This is a genomic window from Streptomyces sp. NPDC093109 (genome assembly GCF_040701725.1).
In the GTDB taxonomy this organism is placed as follows: domain Bacteria; phylum Actinomycetota; class Actinomycetes; order Streptomycetales; family Streptomycetaceae; genus Streptomyces.
The window spans coordinates 133,984-149,882 of sequence record NZ_JBFBEZ010000003.1 but is presented as its reverse complement, the minus strand read 5'-3'; the positions used below and the strand labels follow the sequence as shown (position 1 = coordinate 149,882).

16 protein-coding genes and 1 pseudogene are annotated in these 15,899 nt (G+C 71.2%); 12 read left to right on the top strand and 5 right to left on the bottom strand.

The window, feature by feature from the left end; genetic code table 11:
• Nucleotides 1-264 precede the first annotated feature (264 nt).
• Nucleotides 265-1,089 (bottom strand): annotated as a pseudogene (locus tag AB0389_RS05020) (hypothetical protein); the annotation flags it as partial.
• Nucleotides 1,090-1,341: 252 nt separating this feature from the next.
• Between AB0389_RS05020 and AB0389_RS05015 the strand changes: the two are divergent.
• On the top strand, nucleotides 1,342-2,535 hold the full coding sequence (locus AB0389_RS05015; protein WP_366393910.1) for an argininosuccinate synthase: 1,194 nt from the start codon (nucleotides 1,342-1,344) through the stop codon (nucleotides 2,533-2,535).
• 91 nt (nucleotides 2,536-2,626) lie between these two features.
• A complete protein-coding gene (argH, locus tag AB0389_RS05010; RefSeq protein ID WP_366393909.1) occupies nucleotides 2,627-4,054 on the top strand; it encodes an argininosuccinate lyase in 1,428 nt (475 codons plus the stop codon).
• 15 nt (nucleotides 4,055-4,069) lie between these two features.
• Here the strand turns inward: argH and AB0389_RS05005 are convergent, their stop codons facing one another.
• Nucleotides 4,070-4,579: a hypothetical protein gene (locus AB0389_RS05005; protein WP_366393908.1), complete on the bottom strand. Its 510-nt coding sequence runs from the start codon at nucleotides 4,577-4,579 to the stop codon at nucleotides 4,070-4,072.
• 66 nt (nucleotides 4,580-4,645) lie between these two features.
• On the opposite strand from AB0389_RS05005, the gene AB0389_RS05000 reads away from it, so the two are divergent.
• Both AB0389_RS05000 and AB0389_RS04995 read left to right on the top strand, forming a co-directional pair.
• The gene (locus AB0389_RS05000) at nucleotides 4,646-5,194 is read left to right on the top strand and encodes a TetR/AcrR family transcriptional regulator (protein ID WP_366393907.1); all 549 of its coding nucleotides are present in this window, start codon (nucleotides 4,646-4,648) and stop codon (nucleotides 5,192-5,194) included.
• Complete coding sequence (locus AB0389_RS04995; protein ID WP_366393906.1) at nucleotides 5,191-6,738, top strand: MFS transporter; 1,548 nt, start codon at nucleotides 5,191-5,193, stop codon at nucleotides 6,736-6,738. Before AB0389_RS05000 ends, AB0389_RS04995 begins: the two co-directional genes overlap by 4 nt.
• Nucleotides 6,739-6,780: 42 nt before the next feature.
• Here AB0389_RS04995 and AB0389_RS04990 read toward each other — a convergent pair whose 3' ends face one another.
• Nucleotides 6,781-7,410, bottom strand: coding sequence for a lysophospholipid acyltransferase family protein (locus tag AB0389_RS04990; protein ID WP_366394081.1), 630 nt, complete (start codon nucleotides 7,408-7,410; stop codon nucleotides 6,781-6,783).
• A gap of 279 nt (nucleotides 7,411-7,689) precedes the next feature.
• On the opposite strand from AB0389_RS04990, the gene AB0389_RS04985 reads away from it, so the two are divergent.
• From AB0389_RS04985 to AB0389_RS04975, 3 genes are all read left to right on the top strand, one after another.
• Nucleotides 7,690-8,883, top strand: coding sequence for a glycerophosphodiester phosphodiesterase (locus AB0389_RS04985; protein WP_366393905.1), 1,194 nt, complete (start codon nucleotides 7,690-7,692; stop codon nucleotides 8,881-8,883).
• A 73-nt stretch (nucleotides 8,884-8,956) separates the two neighbouring features.
• Nucleotides 8,957-9,553, top strand: coding sequence for a sigma-70 family RNA polymerase sigma factor (locus AB0389_RS04980; RefSeq protein WP_366393904.1), 597 nt, complete (start codon nucleotides 8,957-8,959; stop codon nucleotides 9,551-9,553).
• A gap of 36 nt (nucleotides 9,554-9,589) precedes the next feature.
• On the top strand, nucleotides 9,590-10,093 hold the full coding sequence (locus tag AB0389_RS04975) for a GNAT family N-acetyltransferase (RefSeq protein WP_366393903.1): 504 nt from the start codon (nucleotides 9,590-9,592) through the stop codon (nucleotides 10,091-10,093).
• A gap of 78 nt (nucleotides 10,094-10,171) precedes the next feature.
• Here the strand turns inward: AB0389_RS04975 and AB0389_RS04970 are convergent, their stop codons facing one another.
• Nucleotides 10,172-10,624 carry a hypothetical protein gene (locus AB0389_RS04970; RefSeq protein ID WP_366393902.1) on the bottom strand — a complete coding sequence of 151 codons (453 nt, stop codon included), beginning with the start codon at nucleotides 10,622-10,624 and terminating at the stop codon, nucleotides 10,172-10,174.
• Nucleotides 10,625-10,627: 3 nt separating this feature from the next.
• Nucleotides 10,628-10,987: a hypothetical protein gene (locus AB0389_RS04965; RefSeq protein WP_366393901.1), complete on the bottom strand. Its 360-nt coding sequence runs from the start codon at nucleotides 10,985-10,987 to the stop codon at nucleotides 10,628-10,630.
• 101 nt (nucleotides 10,988-11,088) lie between these two features.
• Between AB0389_RS04965 and AB0389_RS04960 the strand changes: the two genes are divergently transcribed.
• The 5 genes from AB0389_RS04960 to AB0389_RS04940 all read left to right on the top strand — a co-directional run bounded on the left by AB0389_RS04960 (nucleotide 11,089) and on the right by AB0389_RS04940 (nucleotide 15,756).
• A complete protein-coding gene (locus tag AB0389_RS04960; protein ID WP_366393900.1) occupies nucleotides 11,089-11,736 on the top strand; it encodes an HAD family hydrolase in 648 nt (215 codons plus the stop codon).
• Nucleotides 11,737-12,174: 438 nt separating this feature from the next.
• Nucleotides 12,175-13,218: an ATP-binding cassette domain-containing protein gene (locus AB0389_RS04955; RefSeq protein WP_366393899.1), complete on the top strand. Its 1,044-nt coding sequence runs from the start codon at nucleotides 12,175-12,177 to the stop codon at nucleotides 13,216-13,218.
• Entirely contained in the window at nucleotides 13,215-13,952 is a 738-nt protein-coding gene (locus AB0389_RS04950; RefSeq protein WP_366393898.1) for a methionine ABC transporter permease, read from the top strand. The genes AB0389_RS04955 and AB0389_RS04950 overlap by 4 nt, the downstream gene beginning before the upstream one ends.
• Before the next feature lie 110 nt (nucleotides 13,953-14,062).
• A complete protein-coding gene (locus tag AB0389_RS04945) occupies nucleotides 14,063-14,896 on the top strand; it encodes a MetQ/NlpA family ABC transporter substrate-binding protein (RefSeq protein WP_366393897.1) in 834 nt (277 codons plus the stop codon).
• A gap of 32 nt (nucleotides 14,897-14,928) precedes the next feature.
• Nucleotides 14,929-15,756, top strand: coding sequence for a MetQ/NlpA family ABC transporter substrate-binding protein (locus AB0389_RS04940; protein WP_366393896.1), 828 nt, complete (start codon nucleotides 14,929-14,931; stop codon nucleotides 15,754-15,756).
• The last annotated feature ends 143 nt before the right edge of the window (nucleotides 15,757-15,899 follow it).

The window sequence follows — 15,899 nt, the reverse complement described above, 5'->3', positions numbered from 1 at the left end:
GGTGTCGATCAGGCGCTGGTTGGCCTCGGCGATCTGGGTGTTGAGGAGGGCGAGGTTCTGGTCGACCTCGGCCTGCGCGGAGGCCGGGATCGCGGGCAGGCTCGGGGCGACGGCCGGGCAGTTGACCGTACCGACCGCGCCGGCGTTGGCGTTGTTGCCCGCGTTGCCGTTACCCGCGTTGCCGGCGTTTCCGTTGTTCCCGGCGTTGCCGTTGTTGCCGTTCGCCGGAGCGGTGGAGGCGGGCTGCTCGGCCGCGCCTCCCGCGTTCAGGGTGCAGGTGGCGAGCGAGTCGACCGGCAGCTCGGGCTTGGCGGCGGCGCGGCCGATGGCGGTGGCCATGCGGTTGATGGTCGCGACGCGCTTGTCCTTCAGCGGGCCGAGGATCGCGTTCTGGATGAAGTTCGGGCCGCCCTGGCCGACCGTGTTGATCAGGCGCTGGTTGGCCTCGGAGATCTGGGTGTTGAGGAGGGTGAGGTTCTGGTCGATCTCGGCCTGCGCGGAGGCGGGGATCGCGGGCAGGCTCGGGGCGACGGCGGGGCAGTTGACCGTACCGGCCGCGCCCGCGTTCGTGCTGTTCCCGGTGTTGCCCGCGTTGCCGTTGCCGGCGTTGCCCGCGGCGGGTGTCGAGGCGCCCGCGGCCGGCTGGTTGGCCGTGCCTCCGGCGTTCAGGGTGCAGGTGGCGAGGGCGTCGACGGCCAGTTCGGGCTTGGCGGCGGTGCGGCCGATGGCGGTGGCCATGCGGTTGATGGTGGCGACGCGCTTGTCCTTCAGCGGGCCGACGATCGCGTTCTGGGCGAAGTTGGGGCCGCCCTGCCCGACGGAGGTGGCGAGGCGCTGGTTCGCCTCGGCGATCTGCGTCTCCAGGAGAACGAGGTTGCGGTCGATCTCGGCCTGGGCCGAGGCCGGGATCGCGGGCAGGGCCGGCGCGACCGCGGGGCAGTTCACCGTGCCGAGCGTCGCCTTCGTCCCGTTGGACTCCTCGCCGGCCATCGCGTTGGTCGCGATCACCGCTCCGGACAGGACGACCGCCGCCGCACCGCCCGCGATGAGGACACGGCGCTTGTTGTACTTCGCAAGACCCCTGGACATGCGGAAACCTCACTCGGATCAAGAAGGTGGGAGAGGAGCCGCCCGGTGGTGACCGGACGGCGCTCCTCGGGTGACGAACAACGCGGCGCCTGCGTTCGGTGAGGGGTACGAGGCTGCCGGGCTCCGCGTTCAACGATTCACGAACATCTCTTAAACATCTCTTGGAAGATCAACATCCGGTACCGGATTGACGAATCATACGGAGCGGTGCATAGTTATGCTCATCAGCGAATGCATCGTAAGGAGAAACCCGTGACCGAGCGCGTCGTACTCGCCTATTCGGGCGGCCTGGACACCTCCGTCGCCATCGGCTGGATCGCCGAGGAGACGGGCGCCGAGGTCATCGCCGTTGCCGTGGACGTCGGCCAGGGCGGCGAGGACCTGGACGTCATCCGCAAGCGCGCGCTCGCCTGCGGTGCGGTCGAGGCCGAGGTCGCGGACGCCAAGGACGAGTTCGCCGAGGAGTACTGCCTCCCCGCGATCAAGGCCAACGCCCTCTACATGGACCGTTACCCGCTGGTCTCCGCCCTCTCCCGGCCGACGATCGTCAAGCACCTCGTCGCCGCCGCGCAGAAGCACGGCGCCGGCACGGTCGCCCACGGCTGCACCGGCAAGGGCAACGACCAGGTGCGCTTCGAGGCCGGCATCACCGCGCTCGGCCCCGACCTGAAGTGCATCGCCCCGGTCCGTGACTACGCGATGACCCGAGACAAGGCGATCGCCTTCTGCGAGGAGAAGAACCTCCCGATCGCGACCACCAAGAAGTCCCCGTACTCCATCGACCAGAACGTCTTCGGGCGCGCTGTCGAGACGGGCTTCCTGGAGGACATCTGGAACGCCCCGATCGAGGACGTGTACGAGTACACCTCCAACCCCGCCACCCCGCGTGAGGCCGACGAGGTCGTCATCTCCTTCGAGGCGGGCGTCCCGGTCGCCATCGACGGCAGGCCCGTCACCGTCCTCCAGGCGATCCAGCAGCTCAACGAGCGGGCCGGCGCCCAGGGCATCGGCCGGATCGACATGGTCGAGGACCGGCTCGTCGGCATCAAGTCCCGGGAGATCTACGAGGCGCCCGGCGCCATCGCGCTGATCACCGCGCACCAGGAGCTGGAGAACGTCACCGTCGAGCGCGAGCTGGCCCGCTACAAGCGGCAGGTCGAGCAGCGCTGGGGCGAGATCGTCTACGACGGCCTGTGGTTCTCGCCGCTCAAGCGGGCCCTGGACGGCTTCATCAACGAGGCCAACCAGCACGTCACCGGTGACATCCGGATGACCCTGCACGGTGGCCGCGCCGTCGTCACCGGCCGGAAGTCCGACCAGTCGCTGTACGACTTCAACCTCGCCACCTACGACTCGGGCGACACCTTCGACCAGTCCAAGGCGCAGGGATTCATCGAGATCTTCGGCCTCTCCGCGAAGATCGCCGCCCGGCGTGACCTCAGCTGATCCCCACTCGTTCGACAGTCCGCCTCCCCGTCCCGCACGGCGGGGAGGCGGACGTCTGTCCCGACCTCTCCGACCTCTCCAAGGAGCAGCAGTGAGCAGCAACAACGGTGATGTCCGGCTGTGGGGCGGCCGGTTCGCCGACGGCCCGTCGGACGCGCTGGCGGCCCTCTCGGCCTCGGTCCACTTCGACTGGCGGCTCGCGCCGTACGACATCGCCGGCTCCCGCGCGCACGCGCGGGTGCTGCACAAGGCGGGGCTGCTCACCGCCGACGAACTGACCCGCATGGTGGCCGGGCTCGACCAGCTGGAGGCGGACGTCGCCGACGGCTCCTTCGTGGGTACGGTCGCCGACGAGGACGTCCACACGGCGCTGGAGCGCGGGCTGCTGGAGCGGCTCGGCGCCGACCTCGGCGGCAAGCTGCGGGCCGGCCGGTCCCGCAACGACCAGGTCGCCACGCTCTTCCGGATGTACCTGCGCGACCACGCCCGGATCATCGGCGGCCTGATCGCCGACCTCCAGGACGCGCTGGTCGGCCTCGCGGAGGCGCACGGGGACGTCGCCATGCCGGGCCGCACCCACCTCCAGCACGCGCAGCCCGTGCTCTTCGCCCACCACACGCTGGCGCACGTCCAGTCGCTGTCCCGGGACGCGGAGCGGTTGCGGCAGTGGGACAAGCGCACCGCGGTCTCGCCGTACGGCTCCGGTGCGCTGGCCGGGTCCTCGCTGGGTCTGGACCCCGAGGCGGTCGCCGCGGACCTCGGCTTCGAGCGCGGCTCGGTGGGCAACTCCATCGACGGCACGGCCTCGCGTGACTTCGTCGCGGAGTTCGCCTTCATCACGGCGATGATCGGCGTCAACCTGTCGCGGATCGCGGAGGAGATCATCCTCTGGAACACGAAGGAGTTCTCCTTCGTCACCCTCCACGACGCGTTCTCCACCGGCTCGTCGATCATGCCGCAGAAGAAGAACCCGGACATCGCGGAGCTGGCGCGCGGCAAGTCCGGCCGGCTGATCGGCAATCTGACCGGGCTGCTGGCCACGCTGAAGGCGCTGCCGCTCGCGTACAACCGCGACCTCCAGGAGGACAAGGAGCCGGTCTTCGACTCCTGCGACCAGCTGGAGGTCCTGCTGCCCGCCTTCACCGGCATGATGGCGACCCTCACCGTCCACCGCGAGCGCATGGAGGCGCTGGCCCCGGCCGGCTTCTCGCTCGCCACGGACATCGCCGAGTGGCTGGTACGGCAGGGTGTGCCGTTCCGGGTCGCGCACGAGGTCGCGGGCGAGTGCGTCAAGGAGTGCGAGGCGCTCGGCATCGAGCTGAACGAGCTGACGGACGCGCAGTTCGCGAAGATCTCCGAGCACCTCACCCCGGACGTCCGCTCGGTCCTCAACGTCCCCGGCTCCCTGGCCTCCCGCAACGGCCGGGGCGGCACCGCCCCCTCCGCCGTCGCCGTCCAGCTCTCCGAGGTCAAGGCCGACCTGGTGATACAGCACGCCTGGGCCGACGCCAAGAAGTAGGACACCCCCGGCCGGCTACAGCGCCGCCGCCCACCGCGCGAGCGCGTCGAAGTCCCCCGGGAGCAGCCCGGTCCCGGGATCGACCCGCACCAAGTGGGCGGCGGCGAGATGCCGTTGGGCGACCCACTCGCGGTCGTACGCGGTGATCTCGTCGTCGGCCCACGCGAACGGCCGCCCGGCCGCGTACTCCAGGACGTACCGCGTCTTCCAGAAGGTCCCGCGAGGGGCCTTTTCGCGTATCGGGGGCCAGGCGATGTACGGCAGCTCCGGCAGCCCGAGCCGCGGCCCGATCCACACGTTGGCGTCCGCCTCCCAGGTGGTGGCCCAGACCAGGTCGTACAGGCCGGCGAGCGCGCGCAGCCGGGCACCGTGCTCCGGGTTGAGGAGTACGGGCAGCGGCCGGTCCTCGGTCCAGGCCGAAGGCCGCATCCGGTGCCGCGCGTAGCCGGCCGGCGGGCGCGCCGACGACAGGGCCCCGTACGGATTGAGCGGGCCGTCGACGTCGAGGAGGAGAAGGGGTTTCACCGGGGCTCCCGAGGAGTTCTCGTATGGGGTGAGACATTGATGTCTCATTCGGGTTATGGTCGACTCATGACAGTCGACCGTGAACAGATGTTGCGCACCGCCGCCGCGCTGCTCACCCGCAGGCCCACCGCGACGATGGACGAGGTCGCGCGGGCCGCCGGGATGGGGCGGGCGACGCTGCACCGGCATTTCGCCGGGCGGGACGCGCTCATCCGGGCGCTGGAGAGGCTCGGCATCCAGGAGATGGAGACGGCGCTGGACGCCGCCCGGCTCGACGAGGGCACGGCGGACGAGGCGCTGCGGCGGCTCGTCGCGTGCGTGGAGCCCGCCGCCGGGCTGCTCAGTTTCCTGCTCACCGAGAACCAGCTCTTCGAGGGCGAGGTCTACGACGGCTGGGCCCGGATCGACGCCCGCTTCTCCGCGCTCTTCCAGCGCGGCCAGGAGGAGGGCGTCTTCCGGATCGACCTCAGCCATGTCTGGCTCACCGACGCCCTCTACGGGCTCATCAGCTCCGCCTCCTGGTCCATCCAGGACGGCCGGGTCGCCCGCAAGGACTTCCAGCACATGATCGTCGAGTTGCTGCTCGGCGGCGTACACCGGAGTGTGAAGAGATGACCAGCACCTACCGGGCGGCGGCGGAGAGCGAGCAGAGCCCCCGCCCCGGGCGGTGGCTCGCGCTGTCCGTGCTGGTGCTCGCCGTGCTGCTGGTGGCCGTGGACGCCACGGTCCTGGGCCTGGCGACCCCGTTCCTCAGCGAGGACCTCAAGCCGTCGGGCACCCAGCTGCTGTGGATCGGCGACATCTACTCCTTCGTCATCGCCGGACTCCTGGTCTCCATGGGCAGCCTCGGCGACCGGATCGGCCGCAAGAAGCTGCTGCTGACGGGCGCGGTCGCGTTCGGCGGGCTCTCCGTGCTCAACGCCTACGCGACCAGCGCCGAGATGATGATCGTGGCCAGGGCGCTGCTGGGGGTCGCGGGCGCGACCCTGATGCCCGCCACCCTCGCGCTGATCCGCAACCTCTTCCACGACCCCAGGGAGCGCAGCCTCGCCATCGGGATCTGGGGCGCGACGGCCTCGGCGGGCGCGGCGGTCGGCCCGGTCGTCGGCGGGTTCCTGCTGGAGCACTTCTGGTGGGGCTCGGTCTTCCTGATCAACCTGCCCGTGATGGCGGTCCTGGTGATCGTCGGATTCAAGACCCTGCCCGAGTCGAAGGACCCCGCCCCCGGCCCCTGGGACATCGTCAGCGTACTGCTCTCGCTGATCGGGATCGTCGGGGTGGTGTACGCGATCAAGGAGGCCGCCGCGCACGGCGTGCGCTGGGACGTCGCCGTGACGGGGCTGCTGGGCGCGGGCGCGCTGTACTGGTTCGTACGGCGCCAGCTCACCCTGCCGTCCCCGCTGCTCGACGTGCGGCTCTTCCACCACCGGGGCTTCTCCGGCGCGGTCCTGGCGGACCTGCTGACCATCCTCGGCCTGTCCGGACTGGTCTTCTTCCTGTCGCAGTATCTCCAACTGGTCCAGGGCCGGGGACCGTTGGAGGCCGGGCTCGCCGAACTGCCCGCCGCGGTCGGCGCGGTGGTGACCGGGCTGCTCGCCGGGCGGGCCGCGCGCCGGTTCTCCGTACGGGCCGTGGTGGCCGGCGGTCTCGGGGCGATCGGGGTGTCCCTCGCCGTGCTGACCGGGATCAGCCAGCAGACCGGCTATCCGCTGCTGGGCGCGGTGCTGCTGGTCGTCGGGGTCGGCGCGGGGTTCTCCTTCACCGTCACCGCCGATGTGATCCTCTCCAGCGTCCCCAAGGAACAGGCCGGCGCCGCCTCGGCGGTCTCGGAGACGGCGTACGAACTCGGCGCGGCCCTCGGGATCGCGCTGCTCGGCTCGATCGTCACCGGCGTCTACCGGGACTTCGCCACCCCGCCCGGCGTCCCGGCGGACGTGGCCTCGGCCGCGCACGAATCCCTCGGCGGCGCGGTCGACGTGGCGGCCGGACTCCCCGGACGGACCGGCGCCGAACTGCTGGCGGCGGCCCAGGGCGCGTTCGTCGACGGGCTGCGGCTGGCCTCGGGCATCGGCGCGGTGGTCCTGCTGGCCACGGCGGTCGCGGCGTGGTTCCTGCTGCGCGGCCAGCGGCTGGAGGAGAGCGAGGGCGGCCCGCACTGAGGCTTGGCGCCCCCGGAGTACGCCCGGGGGCGCCCCCGGGCGCTACGCCGCCTTCGCCTTCGTGGCGTACATGTCCACGTACTCCTGCCCCGACAGCCCCATCACCTCGGTCATCACCGAGTCCGTCACCGCGCGCAGCACATACCGGTCCCGGTCCATGCCCTCGTAGCGGGAGAACTCCATCGGCTTGCCGAACCGCACCGTCACCTTGCCGAAGCGCGGCATGCCGGAACCGCTCGGCTGGAGCTTGTCCGTACCGATCATCGCGAACGGCACCACCGGCGCGCCCGTCATCAGCGTCAGCCGCGCGATGCCCGTACGGCCGCGGTAGAGCCGGCCGTCGGGGGAGCGGGTGCCCTCCGGGTAGATCCCGAAGATGTTCCCCTGCTCCAGCACCCGGCGGCCCGTCATCAGCGCCGCGACCCCGCCCCGGCCGCCGTCGCGGTCCACCGGGATCATGCCGACACCGGTGAAGAACCAGGCCATGAACCGGCCCTTGAGCCCCTTGCCCGTGACGTACTCGTCCTTGCCGATGAAGAACACCTGACGGTTGCAGACGAGCGGCAGGATCATCGAGTCGATGAACGTCAGATGGTTCCCGGCGAGGATCACCGGACCGTCCCCGGGGATGTTCTCGGCGCCCTCCACCCGGGTGCGGAACATCAGGCGCATGACCGGTCCGAGCACTGCCTTGATGAGCGCGAAGCGGGACAACGGGTCCTCCGTGCGATGGGGCGATTGTTGGATGGCCTAGTAAAACCACGCAGGTGAGTACGGTACTCGCGGCCCGGGGCCGGCGCACATCCGGTTCACGGAGTGGATACGCGCTGTTGACCTGTGTTACCGCCGCGTTCGTCGGAGGTCCCCCGGACGGACGGCGGGGCCGCCTACGCTCGGGCCCCGTTCAAGGGATCACGCGATGTCAACCGAGCACGAGACCAAGGAGAGTTCATGACACAGGGTGCGCGGAACACGCCCGGCCGGCGGACCGTTCTCGGAGCGGCGGTGCTCGGCCCGGCCGCCGCACTGGCGCTGCCGGCCGCCACGGCGCGCGCGGCGCAGACCGCTCCCGCGGCCGTTCCCGCCGCCGCTCCCGCCGCCGGCCGCGGCAACGGCGGCCCGGTGGGCCGGGATCTGCCCGTCCCGACGGTCATCGGCCACCGCGGCGCCAGCGGCTACCGCCCGGAGCACACCCTCGGCTCGTACCAGCTCGCCCTCGACCTCGGCGCGCACATCATCGAGCAGGACCTCGTGCCCACCAAGGACGGCCACCTCGTCTGCCGGCACGAGAACGACATCACCGCCACCACGGATGTCGCGGACCACCCCGAGTTCGCCGGCCGCAGGACCACCAAGACCATCGACGGCACCGCCCTCACCGGCTGGTTCACCGAGGACTTCACCCTCGCCGAGCTGAAGACCCTCCGCGCCACGGAGCGCATCCCCGGCAACCGCCCGCACAACACCCTCTACGACGGCCGCTGGACCATCCCCACCTTCGAGGAGGTGCTGCGCTGGGCGGACGAGCAGGGCCGCCGCCTGGGCCGCCGCGTCTGGCTCTACACCGAGACCAAGCACCCCACCTACTTCCGCTCCCTCGGCCTCGGCCTTGAGGAGCCCTTCGCCAAGCTGCTGCGCCGGTACGGACGCGACCGCGCCGACTCCGCGATCTTCCTCCAGTCCTTCGAGCCGACCAGCATGCGGCGGATGGCCCAGCTGGTCTCCGCGCCGCGCGTCGTGCTGCTCGGCGGCGCCGGCAGCCGGCCCTGGGACCTCCTCACCGGCGGCGACCCGCGCACGGTCGCCGACCTCGTCACGCCCGAGGGCCTCAAGTGGATCGCGTCCTTCGCGCAGGGCATCGGCCCCACGCTCGACCTGATCATCCCGAAGGACGCGGCAGGCCGGCTCACCACGCCCACCACGCTGGTCCGGGACGCGCACGCGCGGAAGCTCCTCCTCCACCCGTACACCCTGCGCAACGAGAACGCCTTCCTGCCCGCCGACTTCCGGCGCGGTACGGACCCGAACGCGTTCGGCGACGCCTTCGGCGCGTTCCGCGCGTACTTCGAACAGGGCATCGACGGCATCTTCGCCGACCAGCCGGACACGGCGCTGCTGGCCCGCGCGGACTTCGTCAGCCGCTGAGCGCGGGTGCCCCGGTCGGGTGACTGTCCGGCCGGGGAGCAACCGCCCGGCGGTCCGTGTCGTCCCGCCGGGCATGACGTCAGTACGAGCCACCCCGCCCCGACCGTCCCACCCGGCCCGGCAGCCGGAGACCGTACCGGCCGCGCCCGGAGTGCCCGAGCTCGTGCGCGCGCTGCTTCCGCTCGTACGGGCGGAGGCGGCGGCCGAGGCCCCGTCGGCCGGGATCGAGCCCGGCGACCTCGAACAGGGCGTCTGGCTGCGGCTGCTGGAGCGCCCGGCCGCCGCGGGTGCGCCGGGCGACCCCGCGCGCTGGGTACGGGACGTCGTACGGGCCGAGGCGCGCCGCGCCCGGCGGACCGCCACCCGGGAGCGGCTGCTGTGCCGACGCGACGAACCCGCCGCCGGCCCCGAGTCCGACCCCGAACGCGCCGCGCTCCGCACCGACCGGCGGCGGGCCCTGCGCGCGGCGGTCGACCGCACCCCCGGCCGCTGTCCGCTGGTCCTGACCGCGATGCTCTCCCCGAGGGACCCCACCTACCGGGAGATAGCGGGCGAGTTGGGTATGTCACAGGGCAGTTTGGGGCCGTTGCGCTCCAGATGTCTGGGATGCCTCCGCAGAATGCTCGCGGCCGAGGTTGCGGCTCCTGAACCCTGGGGAAAGGAGCGTTAGACAATCGGCGGACAAGTGAGCGGGAGGCATGCACACATGGGCATGAGCGTGACCATCTCAGCGGCGAGTGCGCAGGACGCGGAACAGATTCTCAAGCTCCAGTACCTGTGCTATCAGAACGAGGCAGAGCTGTACGGCGACTACACCATCGAGCCGCTGACCCAGACCCTCGACGACCTACGGGCCGAACTCGACCGCGGGCACGCCCTGGTGGCGCGCCTCGGTGACGAGGTGGTGGCCTCGGTGCGCGGCTCGGTCGACGCGGCCGGCACCGCCCGGATCGCCAAACTCATCGTCCATCCCCGGCTCCGCCGGCACGGCCTCGGCGGGCGGCTTCTCGACGCCATAGAGGCACAGTTCGCGGGCGATCCGGCCGCGGTGCGCTTCCAGCTCTTCACCGGCCACCGCAGCGAGGGCAACCTCCGGCTCTACCGCAGCCGCGGTTACGCGCCCGTGGCGACCGAGGAGACGGGGGCGCGGCTGCGGCTCGTCACCCTGGAGAAGGAGGCCGGCGCCGGGGCCTACGCCGCCAGCGCCTGAGGTGCGGGCGGGATCCCCGCGTCATGGAGCGCCACGCGGCGAGCGGGCGCGGCGCCGGGGATTCCGCCACCGGACACGTCACGTCCCGGCCGGCGCGGCCCGCCGCCGCAGCCACAGGATGCCGGTGACGGGCAGCAGCACCGGGATGAAGAGATAGTCCATCCCGTACGTCGACCAGACGGTCGCGTCGGAGAACGCCGAGGGCTCCACCAGCGTCCAGGTCCCGACGCTCACCACCCCCACCAGCTCGGCGGCGCAGCACGCCAGCGCGATCCGGCGCGCGGTCTCGCCGCCCCGGACGACCGTGTACGTGATGAACACGTAGACGACGGCCGCGACCGCGGAGAGCGTGTAGGCCAGCGGCGCGCGGTCGAACTCGGTGGCGATCTGGTATGCCGACCGGGAGACCGCGCCGACCGACATCACGCCGTACAGCCAGACCAGCAGCAGGCCGGGCCCCTTGATCAGCCGGGCATCCGCGGACCGCGCGGCCGGGCCGGAGTCCGTGGATCCGGGCAGCTCCGTCGCCATGGGTCAGCCCTTCCAGATGTCGTGGAGCCGGACTTCGAGGACGGCCAGGACGACCGCCCCCGCCGCCACCGTGACCGAGCCCCAGCGGGTCCGCTCCGAGAGCGACAGAAAGCCCGCCGCGGGCACCGCGAGCAGGGCGCCGAGCAGATACGAGACGAAGATCACCGAGCCGTCGTGCGCCTGTTCGCCCCGCGCCAGCGCCACGATCCCGACCACCAGCTGGCCGAGCGCCAGCAGCGTCACCACGGCCATCCCGATGAAGTGCCAGTCCTTGGTGGCCTGGTCGCGGTAGGCGGCGTGACCGCACCAGGCGGCGAGGGCGAGCGCGGCCACGGAGAGCGCGACCGTCAGGGCGACAAGCATGCCCCCGAGGGTATTAGGTCCCGTCCGCGCGTTTTCTGCCGGGCCCGGACCGCCGGACCCAGAACCCGGCCCGTCGGCCCGTCCCCGTAAGGTCGGTGCACATGACGATCCACGCCGAAGCCCTGCTGTTCGACAACGACGGAACCCTTGTCTCCTCCCTGGCCTCGGTGACCCGCTGCTGGACCCGCTGGGCGCGGGAGTACGGCGTCACGGCCGAGGACTTCGCCCGGGTCGGGCTGCACGGCCGCCCCGCCGCCGAGATAGCCGCCGACCTGCTGCCCGCCGCCGAGGTCGCGGCGGCCGTGGCCCGGATCGAGCAGCTGGAGGTCGACGACGTCCCCGGCGGCGTCGAGCTGCTGCCCGGCACCGCCGAGCTGCTCGCCGCCCTGCCCGCCGAGCGCTGGGCCGTGGTCACCTCCGCGGGCCGGCGGCTGGCCGACGCGCGGCTCGCCGAGGCCGGTATCCGGCCCAAGACGCTGGTCACCGCCGACGACATCACCCGCGGCAAGCCCGACCCGGAGCCCTATCTGCTCGGGGCCGCGCGGCTCGGCGTGGACCCGGCCCGCTGTGTGGTCTTCGAGGACGCCCCGGCGGGGCTGGCCTCCGCGCGCGCGGCCGGTATGAAGACCGTGGCCTTGACCACAACGCACGAGCGCGCCGAACTCCTCGCCGACCTCGTCGTTCCCGATCTCTCCGCCCTGTCGGTGCAGGTCACCGCCGGGGGAGTGGAGATCCGGGCGGCCCGCTGACCGCACCGCCCCGGGCCGGCGCGCCTCGACGGCTGTCCATATGGCGCGACGAATCGTCCCGGTATACGGACAGCCCTCGAATGGCGGTCCTGATGTCTGTTTTACTTACCGGCATGACCACGACGAGCTACCGCGCCCCCGCGACCGAGGCGATCACCGCGCCCGGTGCTCGTTGTCTGTGTCGAATGTGCGCCCACTGAGGGCCCCCGCCTGAGCCTCGCGCCCCGAAGCGAGCGACCGACGCCGCCCCGAGCGGTCGCGTCGGCCCGTACGCGCCGGAGCCCGGCCGCGCTCCGCGCCCGGCCGCCCCGCGAACCGGCCAGAACCGCGCACCCCGCTGCCCGCGGTCACCCACCGCGTCAGCGTGCGACGTGGCCCTGACGAATGCCCCGTGCCCGGCACACCCCTCGCCGCGCACTCGACAGTGACGGAAACCCTGTGATCACCACTACGGGCCTGACAAAGGTCTACCGGTCCGCCCAGGCGGGCGGCCGTGAGGTCGTCGCCCTCGACGGCGTCGACCTGCATGTCCGCGAGGGCGAGGTCTTCGGCGTCGTGGGACAGAGCGGCGCCGGGAAATCCTCCCTCATCCGCTGCGTCAACCTCCTCGAACGCCCCACCTCGGGCACCGTGACCGTGGCGGGCCAGGACCTCACCGCCCTCGCCGGCCGGGGCCGCCGGGCCGGCAAGGAGCTGCGCCGGGCGCGCAGCACGATCGGCATGGTCTTCCAGCACTTCAACCTGCTCTCCTCCCGCACGGTCAAGGGCAACATCGAACTCCCGCTGGAGATCCTCGGCGTCTCCGGCCAGGAGCGCTCCCGCCGCGCCCTCGAACTGCTCGACCTGGTCGGCCTCGCCGACAAGGCCGGGTCCTACCCCGCCCAGCTCTCCGGCGGCCAGAAGCAGCGCGTCGGTATCGCCCGCGCCCTGGCCGGCGACCCCAAGGTGCTCCTCTCCGACGAGGCGACCAGCGCCCTCGACCCCGAGACCACCCGCTCGATCCTCCAGCTGCTGCGCGACCTCAACCAGCAGCTGGGCCTGACCGTGCTGCTCATCACGCACGAGATGGAAGTCGTCAAGACCATCTGCGACTCGGCGGCGCTCATGGAGAAGGGCCGCATCGTCGAGTCGGGCACGGTCGCCGAAGTGCTCGCCACGCCCGGCTCCGCGCTGGCCGCCGCGCTCTTCCCGGTCAGCGGGGAGGCCACCGGCGACGACCGCACCGTCGTCGATGTGACCTTCCACGGCGACGCGGCGACCCAGCCCGTGATCTCGCAGCTCGCACGCGTCTACAACATCGACATCTCGATCCTGGGCGCCGCGATGGACACCGTCGGCGGCAAGCAGATCGGCCGGATGCGCATCGAACTGCCCGGCCGCTTCGAGGAGAACGTCGTACCGATCGGATTCCTGCGCGAACAGGGCCTGCAGATCGATGTCCCGGGCCAGTCGCCCGAACCGGTGAAGGACGGTGCCAAGTGACCTGGTCCGAGATGGAGCCCCTGCTCACGCAGGCGTGTTGGGACACGCTCTACATGGTCGGCTGGTCCACCGTCATCGCGGTCGTCGGCGGACTGCCGCTCGGCATCCTGCTCGTCCTCACCGACCGCGGCGGACTGCTCCAGAACGTGGTGGCGAACAGGGTCGTCGGGCAGATCGTGAACGTCGCCCGCTCGATGCCGTTCATCATCCTGATGGTCGCGCTGATGGGCTTCACCCGGCTGATCACCGGGACGACGATCGGCCGCGAGGCCGCCATCGTCCCCCTCGCCGTCGGTGCCATCCCGTTCTTCGCGCGCCTTGTCGAGACGGCTGTCCACGAGGTGGACGGCGGGCTCGTCGAGGCCGTGCAGTCGATGGGCGGCAGCACCTGGACCATCGTCCGCAAGGTCCTCGTACCGGAATCGCTGCCCTCGCTCATCTCCTCCGCGACCACCACCGTCGTCGCCCTCATCGGCTACTCGGCGATGGCGGGCACGGTCGGCGCGGGCGGGCTCGGCGACATCGCCATCCGCTACGGCTACCAGCGGTTCGAGACCGGAATGATGTGGATCACCGTGGCGATCCTCGCCGTGGTCATCTCCGTCATCCAGTTCGCCGGGGACCACACGGCCCGCAGGCTGCGCCGGCGCGGCGGACACTCCGGGACGGCGCCGAAGCTCCGGCCGGTCAAGGCCGGGGAACCCGCGACGGCGGACGCCGGCAAGGCGGCCTGACCACCACCCCTCGCCCCCTCCCACCCTCTCCCTCACACCTTCCACGACGGCGCGCCGCGCCGGGTCCTGCCGAGTGCGGGGCCGACACATCCTCAGGAAAGGCACTTTTCGTGCGTAATACTGTCAAGATCACCACCGCCGTCCTCGCCGCCGGGGCCCTGACCTTCGGTCTCACCGCCTGCGGCTCGGACAAGGACTCCGGCTCCGCCGCCGACACCAGCAAGCCGCTCATCGTCGCCGCGAGCCCCACCCCGCACGCCGAGATCCTCAACTTCGTCAAGGAGAACCTGGCGAAGAAGGCGGGACTCGACCTGGAGGTCAAGGAGTTCACCGACTACGTCCTCCCGAACACCGCGACCGAGGACGGGTCCGTCGGCGCCAACTACTTCCAGAACCAGCCGTACCTCGACGACTTCAACAAGAAGAACGGCACCCACATCGTGCCCGTCGTCACGGTGCACCTGGAGCCGCTCGGCCTCTACTCCAGCAAGATCAAGAAGGTCGACGAGCTCAAGAGCGGCGCCACGATCGCCGTCCCGAACGACACGGTCAACGAGGCGCGCGCGCTCAAGCTCCTCGCCGCCAACGGGATCATCACCCTCAAGGACGGCGCGGGCAACGACGCGACCATCAAGGACATCGCGAAGAACGACAAGAACCTCAAGTTCAAGGAGCTGGAGGCGGCCCAGACCCCGCGCTCCCTGGACGACGTGGACGCCGCGGTCATCAACGGCAACTACGCCATCTCCGCGGACCTCAAGCCCGCCAAGGACGCCCTCGTCCTGGAGTCCCCGAAGGACAACCCCTACGGCAACTTCCTGGCCGTCAAGGAGGGCAACGAGAAGGACCCGCGCGTCGAGAAGCTCGCGAAGCTCCTCACCTCGCCCGAGGTCAAGAAGTTCATCGAGGACAAGTACGCGGGCTCCGTCCTCCCGTCCTTCTGACACACCCCGCCGGTCCCGGAGAAAGGCCCACCATGCGCAAGCCCGTCATCCCGGCGGCAGCCGCCGCCCTGGCCCTCGGCCTCGGTCTGACCGCCTGCGGTTCGGGCTCCGGCTCCGGCGGCGGTGACAGCGACACCCTCACCGTCGGTGCCACCGCCGTGCCGGCCGGCGAGGTCCTCTCGTACATCAAGAAGGACCTCGCCGAGAAGGCGGGACTCAAGCTGGAGATCAAGGAGTTCACGGACTACGTCCTCCCGAACACCGCGCTCCAGGAGGGCTCGCTCGACGCGAACCTGTACCAGAACAAGCCCTTCCTCGACGAGTTCAACAGCTCCAAGGGCACCGACCTGGTCCCGGTGGCCCAGGCGTACCTGCCGCCCATGGGCGTGTACTCCAAGAAGATCACCGACATCGCCGAGCTCGCCGACGGAGCCACCGTCGCCGTACCCAACGAGACCACCAACGAGGGACGCGCACTCAAACTCCTCGCCGCCAAGGGCCTCATCACGCTCAAGGACGGCGCGGGAACGACCGCGTCCCCCGCGGACATCACGGCCAACCCGAAGAAGCTCACGTTCAAGGAGCTGGAACCCGCCCAGCTCCCGCGCTCCCTCGACGACGTGGACGCCGCGGTCATCAACAACAACTACGCCCAGGACGCCGGGTTCAGCCCCGCCAAGAACGCCATCCTCCTGGAGTCCCCGAAGAACAACCCCTACGCGAACGTCCTCGCCGTCAAGAAGGGCGACGAGAACGACCCGCGCGTCGGGAAACTCGTGAAGCTCCTCGCCTCGCCCGAGGTCACGAAGTTCATCCAGGACAGGTACAAGGGCTCGGTCCTGCCGGTCACTTCGGGCTGATCGCACGGGCTGACCGCCTTTGTCACCGTACGGGGTCCGCACCCTCACCCTGGGCGGACCCCGTGGCGCGGCCCCTCGCGCCTTGCTGCCATGCTGGGCAGTTCAGCAGGCCCGAAGGAACCACGTAGGGCCCGAATGATCCC

Bases quoted from the DNA above. Each gene is read 5' to 3' on its own strand.
- AB0389_RS04965 (WP_366393901.1), bottom strand. From the start codon at position 10,987: ATGCTTGTCGCCCTGACGGTCGCGCTCTCCGTGGCCGCGCTCGCCCTC.
- AB0389_RS04940 (WP_366393896.1), top strand. From the start codon at position 14,929: ATGCGCAAGCCCGTCATCCCGGCGGCAGCCGCCGCCCTGGCCCTCGGC.
- AB0389_RS05000 (WP_366393907.1), top strand. From the start codon at position 4,646: ATGACAGTCGACCGTGAACAGATGTTGCGCACCGCCGCCGCGCTGCTC.
- AB0389_RS04960 (WP_366393900.1), top strand. From the start codon at position 11,089: ATGACGATCCACGCCGAAGCCCTGCTGTTCGACAACGACGGAACCCTT.
- AB0389_RS04975 (WP_366393903.1), top strand. From the start codon at position 9,590: ATGGGCATGAGCGTGACCATCTCAGCGGCGAGTGCGCAGGACGCGGAA.
- AB0389_RS04990 (WP_366394081.1), bottom strand. From the start codon at position 7,410: ATGCGCCTGATGTTCCGCACCCGGGTGGAGGGCGCCGAGAACATCCCC.
- AB0389_RS04985 (WP_366393905.1), top strand. From the start codon at position 7,690: ATGACACAGGGTGCGCGGAACACGCCCGGCCGGCGGACCGTTCTCGGA.
- AB0389_RS04980 (WP_366393904.1), top strand. From the start codon at position 8,957: ATGACGTCAGTACGAGCCACCCCGCCCCGACCGTCCCACCCGGCCCGG.
- AB0389_RS04970 (WP_366393902.1), bottom strand. From the start codon at position 10,624: ATGGCGACGGAGCTGCCCGGATCCACGGACTCCGGCCCGGCCGCGCGG.
- AB0389_RS04995 (WP_366393906.1), top strand. From the start codon at position 5,191: ATGACCAGCACCTACCGGGCGGCGGCGGAGAGCGAGCAGAGCCCCCGC.